18 protein-coding genes are annotated in these 17,871 nt (G+C 68.7%); 11 read left to right on the forward strand and 7 right to left on the reverse strand.

Going from position 1 to position 17,871, the window contains the following annotated elements; translation table 11 throughout:
* Nucleotides 1-912, forward strand: coding sequence for a response regulator (locus AC1RB9_RS10610; RefSeq protein WP_003090981.1), 912 nt, complete (start codon nucleotides 1-3; stop codon nucleotides 910-912).
* Between the two features lie 8 nt (nucleotides 913-920).
* Here AC1RB9_RS10610 and AC1RB9_RS10615 read toward each other — a convergent pair whose 3' ends face one another.
* Nucleotides 921-1,391, reverse strand: coding sequence for a multidrug/biocide efflux PACE transporter (locus AC1RB9_RS10615; protein ID WP_003101714.1), 471 nt, complete (start codon nucleotides 1,389-1,391; stop codon nucleotides 921-923).
* A gap of 91 nt (nucleotides 1,392-1,482) precedes the next feature.
* Here AC1RB9_RS10615 and AC1RB9_RS10620 point away from each other — a divergent pair, with 91 nt between their 5' ends.
* Entirely contained in the window at nucleotides 1,483-2,373 is an 891-nt protein-coding gene (locus AC1RB9_RS10620; RefSeq protein WP_003090978.1) for a LysR family transcriptional regulator, read from the forward strand.
* A gap of 22 nt (nucleotides 2,374-2,395) precedes the next feature.
* Here the strand turns inward: AC1RB9_RS10620 and AC1RB9_RS10625 are convergent, their stop codons facing one another.
* Nucleotides 2,396-3,037, reverse strand: a complete 642-nt coding sequence (locus AC1RB9_RS10625; RefSeq protein ID WP_003122518.1) for a DUF924 family protein — start codon at nucleotides 3,035-3,037, stop codon at nucleotides 2,396-2,398.
* 45 nt (nucleotides 3,038-3,082) lie between these two features.
* Between AC1RB9_RS10625 and AC1RB9_RS10630 the strand changes: the two genes are divergently transcribed.
* The 7 genes from AC1RB9_RS10630 (at nucleotide 3,083) to AC1RB9_RS10660 (ending at nucleotide 10,519) form a co-directional block, all read left to right on the forward strand.
* Nucleotides 3,083-3,976, forward strand: a complete 894-nt coding sequence (locus tag AC1RB9_RS10630) for a LysR family transcriptional regulator (protein WP_003101696.1) — start codon at nucleotides 3,083-3,085, stop codon at nucleotides 3,974-3,976.
* Nucleotides 3,977-4,072: 96 nt separating this feature from the next.
* The gene (pyrF, locus tag AC1RB9_RS10635) at nucleotides 4,073-4,771 is read left to right on the forward strand and encodes an orotidine-5'-phosphate decarboxylase (RefSeq protein ID WP_003452399.1); all 699 of its coding nucleotides are present in this window, start codon (nucleotides 4,073-4,075) and stop codon (nucleotides 4,769-4,771) included.
* 229 nt (nucleotides 4,772-5,000) lie between these two features.
* Nucleotides 5,001-5,918 (forward strand): AAA family ATPase, encoded by a 918-nt coding sequence (locus tag AC1RB9_RS10640; protein ID WP_003090974.1) that lies wholly within the window; start codon nucleotides 5,001-5,003, stop codon nucleotides 5,916-5,918.
* Nucleotides 5,918-6,871 (forward strand): DUF58 domain-containing protein, encoded by a 954-nt coding sequence (locus AC1RB9_RS10645; protein WP_003122519.1) that lies wholly within the window; start codon nucleotides 5,918-5,920, stop codon nucleotides 6,869-6,871. The genes AC1RB9_RS10640 and AC1RB9_RS10645 overlap by 1 nt, the downstream gene beginning before the upstream one ends.
* Nucleotides 6,868-8,874: a protein-glutamine gamma-glutamyltransferase TgpA gene (gene tgpA, locus AC1RB9_RS10650; RefSeq protein WP_003452396.1), complete on the forward strand. Its 2,007-nt coding sequence runs from the start codon at nucleotides 6,868-6,870 to the stop codon at nucleotides 8,872-8,874. The genes AC1RB9_RS10645 and tgpA overlap by 4 nt, the downstream gene beginning before the upstream one ends.
* Entirely contained in the window at nucleotides 8,871-9,641 is a 771-nt protein-coding gene (locus tag AC1RB9_RS10655; protein ID WP_003114744.1) for a CHAD domain-containing protein, read from the forward strand. Before tgpA ends, AC1RB9_RS10655 begins: the two co-directional genes overlap by 4 nt.
* Before the next feature lie 80 nt (nucleotides 9,642-9,721).
* Complete coding sequence (locus AC1RB9_RS10660) at nucleotides 9,722-10,519, forward strand: acyl-CoA thioesterase (protein WP_003090970.1); 798 nt, start codon at nucleotides 9,722-9,724, stop codon at nucleotides 10,517-10,519.
* An 8-nt stretch (nucleotides 10,520-10,527) separates the two neighbouring features.
* Here AC1RB9_RS10660 and AC1RB9_RS10665 read toward each other — a convergent pair whose 3' ends face one another.
* The 5 genes from AC1RB9_RS10665 to AC1RB9_RS10685 form a co-directional block, all read right to left on the reverse strand.
* The gene (locus AC1RB9_RS10665) at nucleotides 10,528-12,105 is read right to left on the reverse strand and encodes a GGDEF domain-containing protein (protein WP_003119859.1); all 1,578 of its coding nucleotides are present in this window, start codon (nucleotides 12,103-12,105) and stop codon (nucleotides 10,528-10,530) included.
* A 9-nt stretch (nucleotides 12,106-12,114) separates the two neighbouring features.
* The gene (locus tag AC1RB9_RS10670; RefSeq protein WP_003119860.1) at nucleotides 12,115-12,603 is read right to left on the reverse strand and encodes a putative pterin-binding protein; all 489 of its coding nucleotides are present in this window, start codon (nucleotides 12,601-12,603) and stop codon (nucleotides 12,115-12,117) included.
* A gap of 86 nt (nucleotides 12,604-12,689) precedes the next feature.
* Nucleotides 12,690-13,049 carry an Mpo1-like protein gene (locus tag AC1RB9_RS10675; protein ID WP_003452393.1) on the reverse strand — a complete coding sequence of 120 codons (360 nt, stop codon included), beginning with the start codon at nucleotides 13,047-13,049 and terminating at the stop codon, nucleotides 12,690-12,692.
* A gap of 125 nt (nucleotides 13,050-13,174) precedes the next feature.
* On the reverse strand, nucleotides 13,175-14,647 hold the full coding sequence (locus AC1RB9_RS10680) for a methyl-accepting chemotaxis protein (protein WP_003110283.1): 1,473 nt from the start codon (nucleotides 14,645-14,647) through the stop codon (nucleotides 13,175-13,177).
* A gap of 138 nt (nucleotides 14,648-14,785) precedes the next feature.
* Nucleotides 14,786-15,589 (reverse strand): TatD family hydrolase, encoded by an 804-nt coding sequence (locus tag AC1RB9_RS10685; protein WP_003130793.1) that lies wholly within the window; start codon nucleotides 15,587-15,589, stop codon nucleotides 14,786-14,788.
* 246 nt (nucleotides 15,590-15,835) lie between these two features.
* Here AC1RB9_RS10685 and AC1RB9_RS10690 point away from each other — a divergent pair, with 246 nt between their 5' ends.
* Both AC1RB9_RS10690 and AC1RB9_RS10695 read left to right on the forward strand, forming a co-directional pair.
* A complete protein-coding gene (locus tag AC1RB9_RS10690) occupies nucleotides 15,836-17,266 on the forward strand; it encodes an MltF family protein (RefSeq protein ID WP_003452390.1) in 1,431 nt (476 codons plus the stop codon).
* A gap of 98 nt (nucleotides 17,267-17,364) precedes the next feature.
* Nucleotides 17,365-17,799, forward strand: coding sequence for a DoxX family protein (locus tag AC1RB9_RS10695; RefSeq protein WP_003090958.1), 435 nt, complete (start codon nucleotides 17,365-17,367; stop codon nucleotides 17,797-17,799).
* Nucleotides 17,800-17,871 lie beyond the last annotated feature (72 nt).

Genomic DNA, 17,871 nt, shown 5'->3' on the forward strand with positions numbered 1-17,871 from the left:
ATGAGCCCATCTCCCGTCCGCATTCTCTTCGTCGATGACGAGGAGCGCATCCTGCGCAGCCTGGCCATGCAGTTCCGCCGCCATTACGAGGTGCTCACCGAGAGCGACCCGCGGCGCGCCCTGGAGCGCCTGAAGACGGAACGGATACAGGTGCTGGTCAGCGACCAGCGCATGCCGCAGATGAGCGGCGCCGAACTGCTGGCGCAGGCTCGCGAGCGCTATCCGGAGACCCTGCGGATTCTCCTCACCGGCTATTCCGACCTCGATGCCGCCGTCGACGCGCTCAACGACGGTGGCATCTTCCGCTACCTGACCAAGCCCTGGAATCCCCAGGAAATGGCCTTCACCCTGCGCCAGGCGGCGGAGATCGCCAGCCGCCAGGGCCTGCCGGCGCCGCCCGCGGCCACGCTGGCGGCGCCGCTGAGCGTGCTGCTGCTCGACGACGACCCGGAAACCCTGGACTGCGTCGGGGCCTTCTGCCATGCCGGCGGGCATCGCCTGCTGCGCGCGCGCAACCTGGCCGAGGCGCTGGTGTGGCTGAACACCGAACCGGTGGAGGTGCTGGTCAGCGACCTGAAGCTGGCCGGGGAGCATACCGCGCCGCTGCTGAAATCCCTGGCCCAGGCCCATCCGCGCCTGCTCAGCCTGGTGGTTACGCCGTTCCGCGACACCCAGGCCCTGCTCGAACTGATCAACCAGGCGCAGATATTCCGCTACCTGCCCAAGCCGATCCGCAGGGGATTGTTCGAGAAAGGCCTGAAGGCGGCCGCCGAGCAGGCCTTGCTGTGGCGCGGGCGAAGCCTGCCGGAGGTCGACCGGCTGGCCGAGGTGCCGCGCGACGAGCGCGAGAAGGAACGGGTCGGCAGCCTGCTCGGCATGCTCGGCCGCCTGCGCGAGCGGCTGACGGCCTGAACGCCGGCCTAGCCGGCGTCGCAACCGGCGGCCTTGGCCTGGCGGCTTTCCACCAGGCGTGCGCGGAGGACGTCGTAGCTCCAGTTGAAGGCCATGGTGTAGGGCAGGAAGAACAGGATCAGGCCCATGTCGAGGAGGAACGCCTCGACCAGTCCGATCGACAGCCACCAGGCGGCCAGCGGTACCAGCACCACGATCAGACCCAGCTCGAAAAGCATCGCATGCAGCACCCGGACCTGCAGGGTGCGCTGGAAGCCCATGCGCCGCTGGGCGCGGTCGAAGAGGCTGTTGAAGAGCATGTTCCAGAGCATCGCCACGGTGGAGAACATCAGCGTCAGCGCACCCATGTGCGCCAGGGGCTTGTTCATCACCAGCGACAGCACCGGCGCGGTGAGGAGGACGGCCAGGCCCTCGAAGGCCAGGGCGTGGAAGATCCGCTCCTTGAGAGTCTTGTCGAGGGCGGTGTGGGTGTGGGTCATGGCGAACGCTCCCGGTTCGTCGTTAAAGTCGGGCTGTATTGTCATCGGTCTTTGGGATAGGGTTAAGTTGGATACCATCGGAAAAACCGATATGCATTTGTCGCCCGAATCCCTCGAGGCCTTCGTCCAGGCCGTTTCCCTCGGCTCCTTCAGCGCCGCCGCGCGCAAGCTGGGCAAGAGCCAGTCGACCGTCAGCGAGGCCATTGCCCGGCTGGAGATCGACCTCGGCCTGGAACTCTTCGATCGCAGTGGCCGCCAGCCGCAACTGACCGAGGCCGGGCGCACCCTGCTGGGACGGGTCGAGGAGGTCCTCGGCGCATCCGACCGCCTGCGCCGGGTCGCCGCGCTGCTCGCCGGCGGCTCGGAACCACGGGTGACCCTGGCGCTATCCGACACCTACCATTCGGCGCGCTACGAGGCGCGCCTGGCCGAACTGGACGAGCGTTACCCTGAGCTGGAGTTCGAATGCCTGATCGCCGAGGACCAGGACGTGATCGCCCAGGTCAGCCGCGGCCGCGCCACCCTCGGCCTGCTCGCCGCGCAGCCGCACTACCCGCCGGAGCTGGGCGTGGCGGCGGTCGCCGAGCGTGCCGAGTTCGGCCTGTTCGCCGCCGTCGACCATCCGCTGGCGGGCCTGGAGCGGGTCAGCGAGCGTGACCTTTCCGAATGGCGTCTGCTGCGCCTGAACACCTATAGCGAGACCGGCGCGGCGATCAACGACGGCCTGCCGTCCAGCGGCGGGCGCTGCTGGTCGGCGCCCAACTACCTGTTGCTGCTGGAAATGGCCACCCACGGCTTCGGTTGGGCCGAGCTGCCGCGCTGGCTGGTCAGCGGCTACGCCAACGGACGGCTGAAGGAGTTGCCGGTGTCCGGCTGGCCGCGCAGCCAGGCGGTGGACGTGGTCTGGTCGCGGCAGCGGCCGTTGGGACCGGCGGCCAACTGGTTGCTGGACCGCTTGCTGGATCGCGACCTGCCTATCTAGGGAGGGCCGGCTGAGCCCCGGTTCAGCCGGCGAAGCCGCCGGCGGCGAGGAAGGCGAGTTCCTCGGCGCTGGACGGGCGACCGAGGATCGGATTGCGATGGGGAAAGCGCCCGAAGCGGCGGATGATCTCGCGATGCTCACGAGCGTGGGCGAGGAAGGGCTGGCCGAGTCCGTGGTTCAGCGCTACCGAGCGATCCTGGTCGGCAAGGTTCTCGGCATGGGCGAACGGCAGGTAGAAGAACAGCCGCAGCGCGTCCCCGACCTGGCGGTCGAGGCCTTGTCCCAGAGCCCGCTCCGCCCAGCGCCGCGCTTGGGCGTCGCTGGCGTACATGCGCGGGGTTCCACGGAAGGCGTTGCGCGGGTACTGGTCGAGCAGCAACAGCAGGCCGAGATGGTCCTCGGCTTCATCGGCAGCCGGGCGCAGCGCGTCGGCGCAGGCAAGCTCGTAGAGGTGGGCGAAGCGCTCGCGGAAGCGCCGGTCGAAATCGGCGTTCCTGGCGAACCAGAGGGTAGGGCCGGCATCGCGCCAGAAACCGACCACTTCCGGCAGCGGGGACGCGCTGGGAGGAAGCAAAAGCGCTGCATGGGGCATCTGCGGATCCAGGAAGTAGAGTAGGGACTCCAGGCTATTGGTCCGGGTTCTTTGGATAAACGTAGGTGGCATGGATAGACTGTCCAGCCATCCCGAATAGAGAGAAGGGGCCTGCCCATGGATCGTCTGGACAGCATGCGCGTGTTCCTGCGCGTTGCCGAAACCGGCAGCTTCACCAAGGCCGCGGACCTGCTGGACATGCCGCGGGCGACGGTCTCGGCGGCGGTCCAGCAGCTCGAAGCGCAACTCGGCAGCCGGCTGCTGCATCGCACCACCCGGCAGGTCCAGCTGACCCACGACGGCAGCGTGGTGCTGGAGCGTTGCCGCCACCTGCTGGAAGACATGGAGGAGCTGGAGAGCCTGTTCCACGACGGCAGCCGCGCCAGCGGCCGGCTCAAGGTCGACGTGCCGAGCCGGGTGGCGCGACTGCTGATCGCCCCGGCGCTGCCGGAATTCTTCCGCCAGCATCCGGACATCGAACTGGAACTGGGCTCCAGCGACCGTTCGGTGGACCTGGTGCAGGAGGGCGTCGACTGCGTCCTGCGGGTCGGCCAGTTGGGCAACAGCAGCCTGGTGGCGCGACGCCTCGGCGAGATGCAACTGATCAATTGCGCCAGTCCCGCCTACCTGGAAGAGCATGGCGAGCCACGGACGCCAGCCGACCTCGACCGGCACTGGGCGGTCAACTATGCCTCGCCCAGCAGCGGCCGGGTGTTGCCCTGGGAGTACCGCGAGGATGGGCGCACCCTGACCCGCGCGTTGCGCAGCCGGGTCACGGTGAACAACGCGGAAAGCTACATCGCCTGCTGCCTGTCCGGACTGGGCCTGATCCAGATCCCTGCCTACGACGTGCGCGAGCACCTCCAACGCGGCGAGCTGCGCGAGGTGCTGCCGCAGTGGCGGGCCGAAGCGATGCCGGCGTACGCCCTGTATCCGCACCGGCGGCATCTGTCGCGGCGGGTCAGGGCATTCGTCGACTGGCTGGAGCAACTGCTCCGCGCCCGCCTCTAGTCCACGACGTTCATCTCCCCGGCGCGTTCCGGGCTACGGCAAACGGCCGGATTCTGCGACAATGCGCGCCGTTTTCGATTCGCCGCGAGAGAGCCCATGTCCGCCTGCCAGTCCCCCATCATCGTCGCCCTGGATTTCCCCTCCCGTGAGGCCGCCCTGGCGCTGGCCGATCAGCTGGACCCGAAACTGTGCCGGGTGAAGGTCGGCAAGGAACTCTTCACCAGTTGTGCCGCGGGTATAGTCGAGACCTTGCGTGGCAAGGGCTTCGAGGTGTTCCTCGACCTGAAATTCCACGACATCCCGAACACCACGGCGATGGCGGTGAAGGCCGCCGCCGAGATGGGCGTGTGGATGGTCAACGTGCACTGCTCCGGCGGCCTGCGCATGATGGCCGCCTGCCGCGAGACGCTGGAGGCCTTCAGCGGGCCCAGGCCGTTGCTCATCGGCGTGACCGTGCTGACCAGCATGGAGCGCGAGGACCTGGCGGGCATCGGCCTCGACATCGAGCCCCAGGAGCAGGTGTTGCGCCTCGCCGCCCTGGCGCAGAAGGCCGGCATGGACGGCCTGGTCTGCTCGGCCCAGGAAGCGCCGGCGCTGAAGGCCGCCCATCCGGGCCTGCAACTGGTCACGCCGGGCATCCGCCCGGCCGGCAGCGCCCAGGACGACCAGCGGCGCATCCTCACCCCGCGCCAGGCCCTGGACGCCGGCTCCGATTACCTGGTGATCGGCCGGCCGATCAGCCAGGCCGCCGACCCGGCCAAGGCGCTGGCGGCGATCGTCGCCGAACTGGGCTGAGGCGGCTTCCCCCACGCCTGCCGACGGCGACCGTCGCGCGCCGTGTCGAGCCGGACTGGCGCAGGCATCATCCGCGCCTGTCCCTCCCCAGCGTCTAGGCTTGTAGCGGGCACTCCGGCAAGTACCGGTGGCAACGGTTTCACAGTTTCGTGAGGAAAAATTGCAAGTGCCTTGCCGGCTGGCCCCAGGCCAGTAGGATCGCTGTTTTCCCCGGAAACGCGAGGTCGGGATGCTGAACACCCTGGAAGCCTGCCTGAAGGCGGTCGATGAGATTCTCCTGGGCAAGGACCGCCAGGTGCGCCTGGCCCTGGCCTGCCTGCTGGCCCGTGGGCACCTGTTGATCGAAGACCTGCCGGGGATGGGCAAGACCACCCTCAGCCATGCCCTGGCGCGGGTGCTCGGGCTCAGTTTCCAGCGCATCCAGTTCACCTCGGACCTGCTGCCGGGCGATATCCTCGGTACCTCGGTGTTCGACAAGGACAGCGGGCAATTCGTCTTCCATCCCGGGCCGATCTTCGCCGAACTGGTGCTTGCCGACGAGATCAATCGCGCCACGCCGAAAAGCCAGAGCGCCTTGCTCGAGGCGATGGAAGAAGGCCAGGTGACCATCGAGGGCGCCACCCGGCCCTTGCCGGAACCGTTCTTCGTCATCGCCACGCAGAACCCGGCCAGCCAGGGCGGCACCTTCTCCCTGCCGGAATCGCAGCTGGATCGCTTCCTGATGCGCCTGTCGCTGGGCTACCCCGGACGCGCGGCGGAACGCTCGCTGTTGCTCGGCGAAGCCCGGCGCGATCTGCTGCCGCGCCTGGAGCCCTTGCTCGACCACGCGGCGCTGGCCGCTTTCCAGGCCGAAGTGCCGAAGGTCCGCGCCAGCGATGCGCTGGTGGACTACGTGCTGCGCCTGGTCGAAGCGACCCGCACGCAGCCGGCCTTCGCCCTCGGCCTGTCGCCGCGCGGTAGCCTGGCGTTGCTCGCCGCGGCGCGTGCCTGGGCGCTGCTGGCGGGACGCGACTATGTGATTCCGGAAGACGTCCAGGCGGTGTTGCCGGCGGTCGCCGGGCATCGCCTGCGCGACCAGGCGGACCCCACCGGGCACGGTGGCGGCGCGCTGGTGCAATGGCTGCTGCGCGAAGTCCCGGCGCTCTGATGCGCCTGCGCAACTGGCCGCGCTGGCAGCGCTGGCTGAACCGGCGGATACCGCCGGCGAGCAGCGTCGAGCTGAACCAGCGCCGCGTATTCATCCTGCCGACCCGCCAGGGCGGCGCTTTCGGCCTGGCGCTGCTGGTGATGCTGCTGGCGGCGATCAACTACCAGAACAGCCTGGCCTACGGGTTGACCTTCCTGCTGCTGTCCCTGGGCGTGGTGACCATCCTCCATACCTATCGCAACCTTGCCGGCCTGCGCCTCACCGCGTTGGGAGCGGACCCGGTGTTCGCCGGCGAGCGCGCCGGTTTCCGGGTGCGCCTGGAAAGCCCGCGGCGGGCGCGCCAGGCCATCGCCGTCGGCTGGCCGGAGCGGCCGCTGGAATACGCCGACCTGGCAGGCGACGCGGCTGCCGAGGTGCTGCTGTTCCACCCGACCGAGCGACGCGGCTGGCTGCGGCCGGGGCGCCTGCGGGTGGAGAGTCGCTTTCCCCTCGGCCTGCTGGTGGCCTGGAGCTGGGTCGACCTGCGCCAGCAGGCGCTGGTCTACCCTCGGCCGCAGGCCGGCGAGCCGTTCCTCGCGCCGGGCGCGGAGGATGCCGAGGACCAGGGGCGCGCGCTGGCGAGCGCGGGCGTCGACGACTACCAGGGACTGCGCGCCTACCAGCCGGGCGACTCGCGGCGGCGCCTGCACTGGAAGGCGTTTTCCCGTGGCCAGGGGCTGCTGGTGAAGGACTTCGCCGCGCTCGGTGGGGAAGACTTGTGGCTGGAATTCGAGCGCCTCGGCGGGGATCTCGAAAGTCGCCTGGGCCGCTTGTGCCATGCAGTCCTGGAGCTCTCCGCGCGGCAGCAGCCCTATGGCCTGGCGCTGCCCGGCACACGCCTGCAACCGGCCAGCGGCGAGGCCCAGCGCGAGGCCTGCCTGCGTGCGCTAGCGTTGTTCGGAGCGGCGCGATGAACGCGATTCCGCGGGTCGCGCTGGTCTGGCTGTTGGTGGCGCAGGTACTGGTGATCCTGCCGCACCTGGCCTACATGCCGCTGTGGATCGCGGCCATGTGGCTCGGTTGCGCGGCCTGGCGGGTGCAGGTCTTCCGCATGCGTGCCGGCTATCCGCGCGCCTGGGTCAAGCTGGCCCTGGCGCTGCTCGCCGGGGCCGGGGTCTGGTTGTCGCGCGGCAGCCTGGTGGGCCTGGACGCGGGGGCGGTGCTGCTGATCGCCGCGTTCATCCTCAAGCTGGTGGAAATGAAGACCCGCCGCGATGCGCTGGTACTGGTGTTCCTCGGTTTCTTCGCAGTGGTGGTGGGCTACCTGTTCGACGACGGTTTCCTCGCCGCGCTGTACAGCCTGCTGCCGGTGACCGCGTTGCTGGCGGCGCTGATCGGCTTGCAGCAGAGCGCTTTCGCCAGCCGGCCCTGGCCGACCCTGCGGCTGGCCGGCGGGCTGTTGCTGCAGGCGCTGCCGCTGATGCTCCTGCTGTTCCTGTTCTTCCCCCGCCTGGGGCCGCTGTGGTCGTTGCCGATGCCCGGCAACAAGGGGGTCACCGGACTCTCGGAGAGCATGGCGCCAGGGGATATCGCCGAGCTTGGGCGCTCCGCCGAACTGGCGTTCCGGGTCCGCTTCGAGGGCGCACCGCCGCCGCGCGAGCAGCTCTACTGGCGCGCCTTGACCATGGAGCGTTTCGACGGACGACGTTGGGCTCAGGCGCCGCAATGGCCGGGCGAGGATGCTCTGCACTGGCAGAAGCGTGGCCCCGAGCTGCGCTACGACGTGATCATGCAGCCCAGTTCGCAGCCCTGGCTGTTCGCCCTCGACGTGGCGCAGACCGACCAGACCGACACGCGCCTGATGAGCGATTTCCACCTGCAGCGGCGGCAGCCGGTCGAGCAACGTCTGTTCTACCGAGTCAGTTCCTGGCCACAGGCGCTGCGCGAGTCCAGCATCGATCCGCGCACGCGCTGGCGCAACCTGCAGTTGCCGATGCACGGCAATCCGCGCGCGCGAGCGCTGGCCGACGAGTTGCGCCAGGCCCATGCGCAACCGCAGGCGCTGGTCGCGGCCCTGTTGCAGCGCTTCAACCACGAGCCCTTCGCCTACACCCTGAAACCGCCAGCGACCGGCGCCGACGGGGTGGACGATTTCCTGTTCGACACGCGCAGCGGCTTCTGCGCGCATTACGCCGGGGCGATGGCTTTCGTCCTGCGCGCCGCGGGCATTCCTGCGCGAGTGGTGGCCGGTTACCAGGGCGGCGAGCTGAATCCGGCGGGCAACTACCTGCTGGTGCATCAGTTCGACGCCCACGCCTGGGTCGAGTATTGGCAGCCGGAGCAGGGCTGGCTGAGCGTCGACCCGACCTACCAGGTGGCGCCCGAACGGATCGAACAGGGGCTGGAGCAGGCCCTGGCCGGGGACAGCGAGTACCTCGCCGACGCGCCGCTGTCGCCGTTGCGCTACCGTGGCCTGCCCTGGCTCAACGACATGCGTCTGGCCTGGGACAGCCTGAACTACGGCTGGCAACGCTGGGTCCTGGCCTACCAGGGTGAGCAGCAGGGCGCCTTCCTGCAGCGCTGGTTCGGCGGGCTCGATCCGACCCGACTGGGCCTGTTGCTCGGTGCCGCGGCGATATTGTCGGTCGGTCTGCTCGCGCTGTTCCTGCTCAAGCCCTGGCAAGGCCGTGACGATCTGCGCAGCCGCCAACTGCGCCGCTTCGAACGCCTGCTGGAGATGCATGGCCTGCGCCGTTCCCCCGGCGAAGGGCTACGCTCCTACGGCGAGCGCGCCGCCCGCGTCCTGCCGGCGCAGGCGCCAGCCATCGCGGCCTTCGTCGGCGCGTTCGAAGCGCAACGCTATGGACACGGCGGTGCCGATGATCCAGGGTTGCGTCTGCGCGCATTGCGCCGGGCGCTGCCCTGGCGCCTGGTGCGCGCGCCCACGCGGGATGGCCGGGGAGAGGAGCAGGCATGACGGGGTTCATCGATGAACTGCTGGCCGAGGTGATCGGCCAGCAGGTGGCGTTGATGTCGGCGGTCGCCCGCCTGGAGGCGCGCACGGATGGCGAGGCACTGCACGACCTGCGCATCGCCCTGCGCCGTCTGCGCAGCCTGCTGCGGCCGATCCGCGGAGTCCCCGGCGTCGAGGAGCTGGAGCATGCCGCCGCCGAGGTCGGGCGGCTCAGCGGGCCGATCCGCGACCTGGAGGTGCTGCTGCCGGCGCTCGCCGCCGAAGGGCTGCGGGATGCGCTGGCGGTGCGCCGGCCGGTGCTGGAGTCCGGCTACGTGGCGGTTCTCGCCAGCCAGCCGCTGCACCGCCTGCAGCTTTGCCTGGACGTCTGGCCGGCCCTGTTGCGTACGGCCCAGCGGCATGCCGTGCTGGATGGCCTGCACGGCCGGGTGCGCAAGCGCCTGCGCCGGCAATGGAAGACCCTGCGCGCCGAGCTGGCGGACACCACCTACGAGCACTGGCACCCGCTACGGCTACGGATCAAGCGCGTGCGCTACGGGCTGGAGGCCTATCCGCACGATTGCAGCATTCCCGGCTCGCTGCTGGCGCCGCTCAAGGCGGCCCAGTCGGCGCTGGGCGATTGGCACGACCTCGAACAGTGGCTGTTGCGATGCCAGCGCGAGCCGGACCTGGCGCCCGTGCGCGAGGTCTGGACGGCACGCTTCGAACTGGCCCGGGAGCGTGCCGGACGGGCCCTGTCGACATTGCAGCAGGCGCTTGCCGGGCACTGAGGCCGCCGGTATTCCGATCGGCTTTTTCCCAAGGATCGCCTCGCCTAAGATGGGCCCTCGAATCCCCTCGCGAGGCACACATGAATTTTTCCGAATTGATCCAGGCGGTCCGCCGCGACCCTTCCTCGGTGGTAGTACCGGCCAGTTGGGGCCAGGGCCGCGCCACCTTCGGTGGCCTGGTGGTGGCGTTGGCCTACGAGGCCATGCTTGCGGTGGTCGAGGCGGGGCGTCCGTTGCGCTCCATCGGCGTCAGCTTCGTCGGACCGCTGGCCCCCGAGCAGCCGGCGAGCTTCAGCGCCCGGTTGTTGCGCGAGGGCAAGGCGGTGAGCCAGGTACAGGTCGAGGTCCGTCAGGGCGAGCAGGTGGTGACGCTGGTCCAGGCCAGTTTCGGCGTCGCCCGCGCGTCGGCGGTGGCGGTGGAAGCGTTGCCGGCGGCCGGGATGAAGGGCCCCGAAGAGAGCCAGGAGCTGCCCTATATCCGTAACGTGACCCCGGAGTTCACTCGCTACATCGCCATGCGCTGGGCAGTGGGCGGCCTGCCGTTCTCTTCGAACAAGTCGCGCCAGATGGGCGGCTGGATGCGTTTCCGCGACGAACCCGAGGGAGAGCCCATGGAGGTTTCCCACCTGCTGGCGCTGCTCGACTCCTGGCCGCCGGCGCTGTTGCCGCACCTGGGCACCCCGGCGATGGCCAGCTCGCTGACCTGGACCGCCGAGTTCCTCCAGCCGCTGCCGCAGCAGGGCAGCGGCGACTGGTGCCGTTACCTGGCGGAGATCGAGGAGGCGCGCGACGGCTACGGCCACGTGGCGGCGCGGATGTGGAGCGCCGACGGCCAGTTGCTGGCGATCAGCCGGCAGATGGTCACGGTGTTCGGCTGAGGCGCATGTCAGGCGGGCGCGTACTCGGTGCGGTTGCGCCCGCCGCTCTTGGCCTGGTAGAGCGCGCTGTCGGCGCGCACCAGCAGGCTTTCCAGGTCGTCCCCGGCGTCCCTGCGCAGGGCGACGCCGATGCTCACGGTCATCCGCAGCGGTTCGCCGTCGGGATTGTTCACCCGTAGCGCCTCGACGCCGGCGCGCAGCCGTTCGGCGACGTCCAGCGCCTGGTCCAGGCTGACCTCTGGAAGCAGCGCGGCGAATTCCTCGCCGCCCAGGCGACCGAGCAGGTCCACCTCGCGCAGGCCCTGGCGCAGGGTCTCGGCGACACGTTGCAGGGCGCGGTCGCCGGTCAGGTGGCCGTGGCTGTCGTTGATGTTCTTGAAGTGGTCGATGTCCAGCATCAGCGCCACGCAGGGGTGGCGGAAGCGTTCGGCGGCCTTGAGCATGAGTTCCGCCTGGTGCAGGAACGAGTGGCGGTTGTGCAGGCCGGTCAGGGTATCGGTGCTGGCCAGCAGGCGCAGTTCCTGCTCCATGGCCTTGCGCCGGCTGATGTCGTAGCACCAGATCAGGGTCGCCGGCTCGCCGTCGATTTCCAGGTGGCGCGCGCAGATCACCGCCCAGCAAGGCGTTTCCCCGCATAGCTGGGCTTCCCAGCCATCCACCTGGCCGCGCGCCTCCAGGGCGTTCTGCAGGCGGCTGTATTCGCTGGTGCTGGCGAACAGCCGGGGCAGGTTGAAGTCGTCCTGGGCCTGGCAACCCAGGCGCTTGAGCAGGCGTGGGCTGACGTAATGGATGCTGGCGCCGCAGGCGCTGAGCAGGACCACGTCGCTCGGGCTGGCCTCGAGGATGAAATGCAGCAGCGCCTTGCCTTCGCTGAGCTGGCGGGTGCGCTCGCCGACGCGTTTCTCCAGGGTGGCGTTAAGCTCGATCAGATGCCCGGCCAGTTGCTGTGCGCGTTTGAAGTCGGTGACCAGGCGCAGCACCAGCAGGGCACCGCCGGCACCGATCCCGAGCAGGGCCCAGAACAACGCGTAGAACGCCCGGTGCAGGCGCTTGCGGTCGACGTCCAACTGGTTGGTCAGGGCGATGTTGCTGGCGACGACGATCTGGTGGGTCGGTTCGAGCAAGGGCGGAACCTGCTGGACGATCTCCGCGGCCAGGCGGCGCGCGGCGACGGGATCGCCCCAGGGGGCCTGGTTCGACCAGCGATCGCTGAGCTCGATCAGGCGTTGCAGGGTGGCCTGTACCTCCGGACGCGGTTCGGCGAGATGCCTGAACAACGACTGGCGGCGCAGCGGCGCGATCAGGCTGGCGAGGACTTCGAGACGGATCGCCAGGTCGTCGGCTTGGCCTTCGCCGCTCTCGGTGTGCCGCGCGGCGTCCAGCGTGCGATCCAGTTCGGCGCGCAGCGAGTAGGTCTGCCACAGCTCGTTGTGCAGGTTCGGCTGGGCCAGTTGCTGGGCCTGGCGCACCGCCAGCCACAGCGCAGCCCCGGCGATCAGCGCCATGAGCAGCACCAGGCCGAGCAACAGCCCCATGATCTGGCGTTGCCGGCGCAGCTTTGTCGGATCGAGCAGCGGCACAGTCATGTCCGTTACTTACTCAAGAGTGATGGAGCTGACCTGCCAGACGGTACGGTTGTAGTAGACCTGGTTTCTCAACTCAGGATAGCGGGCCATCGGGTAGATGATGAAAAGCGGTCCGCGTTCGCGGATCGCCATGTAGGCGCCGTTGCGGCGATAGGCGAGGATGGGCTGGTAGCTGTCGAGGTCGCTGTACGGGATGATCGCCGAGTAGTCGTTCAGCGCCAGCACGCGCAGGCGCGTGGGCGGCGCCAGGTCCAGGTGGCGCAGCAACAGGCTGAGGCGCACGCCTTGCCAGCGGGCGTTGGCCTCGCCGGGGAGCTGGGCTTCCAGGGTCTCGCTGGGCAGGGCTTCGAGGTCGGACAGGGTCAGCCGTACGGGAGCGTCGCCGGACCGCTGCAGGGTGACGATCGGACGTCCGCCCAGCGGCACGGGCTCCGCGGCCTGGGCAAGAGGCAGCCCCAGGCAACAGAGAAAGACGATTAATTGACGCGTTGACGGCATGTTGTCGGTCCACGACAGGATTCCGTCGATTATATCGGCAGCGTCGCGCTAAAACTGAAGGGCTGTGCAAAATCCCGGACGAACTGTCACTTATGCCGTTCGCGCCAAGCCCGCCACCAGGCGCCGCTGAGGACGAAACGGGGGAAGGTGACGAACTGCTCGACGAGCAGGCGACTGACAGCGTCGCGCCGATCGCTGAATGGCTCGGGTGCCTGTTCCTCCAGCGCGTGTCCCTTGGCCTGGATCGCCAGGCCGGCGCCGATTCCGATGACACCGAGTACCACCTGCAGTAGGTCCAGGCCGAACAGGCCGCCGAGCAGCAGGATCGCAGCGACGATGAACAGCGGCACGGCGATCAGGTGCAGGACCAGGTCGGTCGGGTTGCGGTGGTTGGCGGCATAGCCGCGCCATTGCCAGGCGAGCAGGTTGGGATGACGTTTGCCCATGTTCTCGGTACTCCGTGACGGCGACCCGCGGGGCGGGTCGTTGCATGTCGTCGAGTCTAGGCGGGGTGCGGCAGCGCGGCGAATGATTCCTGCCTATCCGGGCGATAGGCAGGTGCGCCTGCGGATCAGAGGCGTAGCTGGCCGATGGCGCGGGTCAGATCGCCCGCCAGGTCGACCAGTTGCTGACTGGTGGCCGCCGACTCGACGGTCTGCTGCACGGTGAGTTCGGTGACGTCGCGGATGCCCACCACCGAACGGGTCATCTCTTCCGCGACCTGGCTCTGCTGTTCGGCGGCGACGGCGATCTGCGTGTTGCTTTCACGCATCTGCGCCACCGCGTTGGCGATCGCCGCCAGCGCCTCGCCGGCGTCGCCGGCCTGGCTGACGCAACCGTCGGCCTTGAGCGAGCTTTCCTGCATGAACTCCACGGCGTCGCGGGTGCCCGACTGCAAGGCGAGGATCATCTGGGTGATCTCGTCGGTGGAGTCCTGCACGCGACGGGCGAGGTTGCGCACCTCATCGGCCACCACGGCGAAGCCGCGGCCCATTTCCCCGGCCCGCGCGGCCTCGATGGCGGCGTTGAGGGCAAGCAGGTTGGTCTGTTCGGCGATGCCGTGGATCACGTTGACCACGCCGCTGATCTTCTGGCTGTCTTCGGCCAGCTTCTGGATCATCTCGGCGGTGTCCTGGACGCCCTGGGACAACCCGGCGATCGACGCGCTGACCCGGCTCACCGCCTGCTGGCCGGCGCCGGCCAGGCGGTCGGCTTCCTGCGACTGGTCACGGGTATCGGCGGCGTGCTGGGCGATATGGAAGACCGTGGTGGACATTTCGTTGATCGCGGTGGCGGTCTGGTCGGTCTCGCTCTGCTGGCCGAGCATGCCCTGGCGTACCTGGCCCATGCTGCGGGCCAGCGCCTGGGCGCCTTCGTCGAGCTTGGTAGCGGCCGCGGCGACGGTGCCGACGATGCGCTGGTAGCCGGCCTGCATGGCGTTGAAGGCGCTGGCCATCTGGCCGACTTCGTCGCGTCCCTGCAGCGGTACGCGAGCGGACAGGTCGCCGCTCTTTTCGACGTGCAGCATCACGTCCTTGAGGGTATGCAGGTGGGTGAGGATGAAGCGGATCAGCAGTTGCGAGGCCGCCAGCAGCGCCAGCATCAGCACCAGCACGGCGACGGCGTAGGCGCCGGCCCGGTCGGCGAAGACCTGCCACAGGTCGCTGGCCGGGGCAAGCACGGCGAAGCGCTGGCCGGAGCCGGTCTGGCCGACCCAGGCGCCGAGCAGCGGGGTATCGCCCTGGCGCGCGCCGGACAACTCGATCCAACCCTGCCCCTTGCCCAGCGCCTGGGCAGCGGTGCCGCCCAGGCTCGCGGCCTGTTCCAGCGGCAGCAGGTTGCTGCGGGCGGGCAGGGCGCTGCCGGCCGGCCAGCTCTGAACCAGCTCGCCCTCGGCGGCGGCGGCGCGCTGGGCGGAAGCGTTGCGCCCGGCGGCTTCCTGCTGCATGGCGAACAACACCAGCAGCAGGGTGGTGAAGAAGGCCACCGCGTTGACGGCCCAGAACTTGTATTTCAGTGGAATGTCGCTGATCCAGGTGCCCATAGGGGGATTTCTTCTTATCGGCAAGCTAATGGCAAGGCGCCATTATCTTGAAAGCTGAGTAAGGGGCAATCGTTGATGCGGGTCAACGAGACCGTTCGTCAGCTTAGCGGCCGATCCGCCGGGAGCTTGAGGGCGATCTCAGTCGATCGTCGGCAGGCCGAAGAACGCCCGCGCCGCGGCGCTGGTGTGAGCGGCCAGGCGCTCCGCGCTCTCGCCGCGATGGCGGGCCACGCAGGCGAGCACCTCGACCAGGTAGGCCGGCTCGTTGCGCCCGTTCTTCGGCTTCGGCCGCAGGCTGCGCGGCAGCAGGTAGGGCGCGTCGCTTTCCAGCATGAGACGGCCGACCGGGATCTCGCCTACCAGATCATGCAGGTGGGTACCGCGGCGCTCGTCGTTGATCCAGCCGGTGATGCCGATGTGCAGGTCGAGGTCGAGGTAGCCATACAGCGCCCGGCGCTCGCCGGTGAAACAGTGTACGACGGCGGCCGGCAGGCGATCGCGGAAGTCGCGCAGGATCGCCAGCAGGCGCTCGCTGGCGTCGCGTTCGTGGAGGAACACCGGACGCTGTAGCTCGACGGCCAGTGCCAGTTGTTCCTCCAGGGCCTTTTCCTGGGCCGGACGGGGAGAGAAGTCGCGATTGAAGTCGAGACCGCATTCGCCCACCGCGCGTACCCGCTGGTCGTCGAACAGGGCGCGCAGGCCGCGAGCGGTGTCGGCGTTCCAGTGGCTGGCCTCGTGGGGGTGGACGCCGGCGGTGGTAAACAGCCGGCCGCCCTCGTCGAGTTCGCCGCAGAGCTGCAGCGCCTGTTCGCTGTCGGCCAGGCTGGTGCCGGTGATCACCATCTGCACCACCCCGGCGGCGCGCGCGCGGGCGAGCAGTGCTTCACGTTCCGGGGCGAAGCTGGCGTGGGTCAGATTGACGCCGATATCGATGAGTTGCATGGTGCCTTCCTGGAATTCGCAGCGAGGCGGCGCCCCCTCGATCGCGCCGGACCCGCCGGGGGATGGGTGGCAAACCGCTTGTAGAACAATCCGTTATAATCGCAGATCGGGTTCTTCGGCGCCCGGATTATCTACCCAATGCCTCCGTTTGCAGCCGCTGTCGGAGAGGAACTTGCCAAGACTGCCATGCTCTGATTGATCCGGTCCCCCGGAGAGGGACATCGAGCCTGGCCTCTGGAGACCTGGATGACGCGTCTGTTGCTGCTTTCGCTTTGCCTGCTGGTGCTCGCACCCTTGCCGGCGGCTGCGCGCATCACCGGCCAGCCGGACAACTGGCACAGGGAACAGCCGGAGACCCGCGACCTGGCGAGCATCCGCCGCGCTGGCGTGCTCAAGGTGCTGGTCAACCAGAGCCGCAACAGCTCGGGTGAGGTGAAGGGCGAGCCGATCGGCGTCGAGTACCGTCGCCTGCGCGCCTTCGAGCAATACCTCAACAGCCGCTCGCCGTCCGCGCGGAACCTCACCCTCAAGCTCATACCCAAGCCCAAGGACCAGTTGCTTGCCGCCCTGCAGCGTGGCGAAGGCGACCTGGTCGCCCCCGGCGAACTGCTGCCGGCGCACGACGGCCTGCAGGTCAGCCCGAGCGCGCCGGTGCGCGCCGATGTGCCGCTGGTGCTGGTGGCGCGCAAGGGCAACCGGCGCTACACGCGCCTGGAGCAGTTGTCCGGGCGGACCATCCCGCTGCCGGCCGGCAGCGCCGCCGAGGGCGCCATCGAACTGGTCAACCAGCGCCTGGCGCAACGCCGCATGGCACCGATCCGGATCGAAAAGCTGGACGCTTCCCTGGCCGTCGAGGATGTGATGGAAATGGTCCAGGCAGGCATCCTCGGCTTCACCGTGGTCGAGCAGCCCATCGCCGAACGCTGGGCCAAGGTGCTGCCGAAGCTGCGCGTCGACCGCCACCTGGTGCTGGACAATCGCGCCGACATGGCCTGGTACGTGCGCCGCGATGCCAGCACCCTGCGCGCGACCATCGACCGCTTCCTCGCCGACTACCGCGCGCCGGCCGACCAGGACGTGGCTTTCCAGCGCGTCTACCGGCGCGCCTACAAGGTCCGCAACCCCCTCGGCGCGGCGGACCGCAAGCGCCTGGAGGCGGTCCGTCCACTGCTGCAGCGCTACGCGCAGCAGAGCAGCATGGACTGGCTGGCGCTGGCGGCGGTGGCCTACAAGGAGTCGCACCTGAACCCGAAGGCGCGCGGTTCCGGCGGCGCCAGCGGGCTGATGCAGATCACCCCGGCGGCGGCGCGCAGCGTCGGGGTCGGCAATGTGCACGACAAGGACAGCAACGTGCTGGCCGCCAGTCGCTACCTGACCAAGATCCGCAAGCAGTTCTTCTCCAGCAAGCACCTCGACGAACGCGAGCGCCTGGCGTTCACCCTGGCGGCCTACAACATGGGCCCGGAGCGGGTGCAGAACCTGCGCACCCAGGCGCGTCGCCGGGGGCTCGATCCGAATCGCTGGTTCTTTCAGGTCGAGCGGGTGGCTGCGGAAGAGATAGGCATGGGTGTGGTGAGTTATGTCAGCAGCGTCAACAAGTACTACCTTGCATATGAGCGCGAACGGGTTCGCCTGGAGCCCGGGGTGCGTGCGAAGACGGCGACGGCTCAAAAATAATCTATAAATTCGATATTGATAACGCGTTTTTTACGGTTTTAATATCGAATTATCTTGCCTATAGTGTGCCCATCTTATCCCACACCTGAGGACGCACCATGAATCCACTGATCAAGACCATCCTGTCGACCAACGCCGGTGCCGGCCTGGCCATCCTGCGTATCGTCACCGGTCTTACCCTGATGTCCCACGGTTCGCAAAAGCTCTTCGGCATGTTCGGCGGCGCCGGCCTGAACGGCATGGCGCAGTGGTTCGAATCCATCGGCCTGACCCCTGGCTACCTGCTGGCGACCCTGGCCGGCAGCGCCGAGTTCTTCGGCGGCCTGGCGCTGGTGATCGGCCTGCTGGTGCGTCCGGCGTCGGTGGTGGTGGGCTTCACCATGATCGTGGCGATCTTCAGCGTGCACATCGGCAATGGCTTCTTCATCACCGACAACGGCTATGAATATGCCCTGACCCTGCTGATGATCAGCGTGGCGCTGCTGATCGATGGCGCCGGCAAGTTCTCGCTGGACGGCAAGCTGTCCCGCTGAACCGGGCTGGCGACGAAAAAGGGCGGACACCTTCGGGTGGCCGCCCTTTTTCGTTGCGGCGCGCAGCACAGG

The organism is Pseudomonas sp. 20-5, assembly GCF_056782835.1.

What these genes read in the sequence shown, in the direction of transcription:
- AC1RB9_RS10610 (WP_003090981.1), top strand. Translation starts at nt 1, where the DNA reads ATGAGCCCATCTCCCGTCCGCATTCTCTTCGTCGATGACGAGGAGCGC.
- AC1RB9_RS10615 (WP_003101714.1), bottom strand. Translation starts at nt 1,391, where the DNA reads ATGACCCACACCCACACCGCCCTCGACAAGACTCTCAAGGAGCGGATC.
- AC1RB9_RS10620 (WP_003090978.1), top strand. Translation starts at nt 1,483, where the DNA reads ATGCATTTGTCGCCCGAATCCCTCGAGGCCTTCGTCCAGGCCGTTTCC.
- AC1RB9_RS10625 (WP_003122518.1), bottom strand. Translation starts at nt 3,037, where the DNA reads ATGCCACCTACGTTTATCCAAAGAACCCGGACCAATAGCCTGGAGTCC.
- AC1RB9_RS10630 (WP_003101696.1), top strand. Translation starts at nt 3,083, where the DNA reads ATGGATCGTCTGGACAGCATGCGCGTGTTCCTGCGCGTTGCCGAAACC.
- pyrF (WP_003452399.1), top strand. Translation starts at nt 4,073, where the DNA reads ATGTCCGCCTGCCAGTCCCCCATCATCGTCGCCCTGGATTTCCCCTCC.
- AC1RB9_RS10640 (WP_003090974.1), top strand. Translation starts at nt 5,001, where the DNA reads ATGCTGAACACCCTGGAAGCCTGCCTGAAGGCGGTCGATGAGATTCTC.
- AC1RB9_RS10645 (WP_003122519.1), top strand. Translation starts at nt 5,918, where the DNA reads ATGCGCCTGCGCAACTGGCCGCGCTGGCAGCGCTGGCTGAACCGGCGG.
- tgpA (WP_003452396.1), top strand. Translation starts at nt 6,868, where the DNA reads ATGAACGCGATTCCGCGGGTCGCGCTGGTCTGGCTGTTGGTGGCGCAG.
- AC1RB9_RS10655 (WP_003114744.1), top strand. Translation starts at nt 8,871, where the DNA reads ATGACGGGGTTCATCGATGAACTGCTGGCCGAGGTGATCGGCCAGCAG.
- AC1RB9_RS10660 (WP_003090970.1), top strand. Translation starts at nt 9,722, where the DNA reads ATGAATTTTTCCGAATTGATCCAGGCGGTCCGCCGCGACCCTTCCTCG.
- AC1RB9_RS10665 (WP_003119859.1), bottom strand. Translation starts at nt 12,105, where the DNA reads ATGACTGTGCCGCTGCTCGATCCGACAAAGCTGCGCCGGCAACGCCAG.
- AC1RB9_RS10670 (WP_003119860.1), bottom strand. Translation starts at nt 12,603, where the DNA reads ATGCCGTCAACGCGTCAATTAATCGTCTTTCTCTGTTGCCTGGGGCTG.
- AC1RB9_RS10675 (WP_003452393.1), bottom strand. Translation starts at nt 13,049, where the DNA reads ATGGGCAAACGTCATCCCAACCTGCTCGCCTGGCAATGGCGCGGCTAT.
- AC1RB9_RS10680 (WP_003110283.1), bottom strand. Translation starts at nt 14,647, where the DNA reads ATGGGCACCTGGATCAGCGACATTCCACTGAAATACAAGTTCTGGGCC.
- AC1RB9_RS10685 (WP_003130793.1), bottom strand. Translation starts at nt 15,589, where the DNA reads ATGCAACTCATCGATATCGGCGTCAATCTGACCCACGCCAGCTTCGCC.
- AC1RB9_RS10690 (WP_003452390.1), top strand. Translation starts at nt 15,836, where the DNA reads ATGACGCGTCTGTTGCTGCTTTCGCTTTGCCTGCTGGTGCTCGCACCC.
- AC1RB9_RS10695 (WP_003090958.1), top strand. Translation starts at nt 17,365, where the DNA reads ATGAATCCACTGATCAAGACCATCCTGTCGACCAACGCCGGTGCCGGC.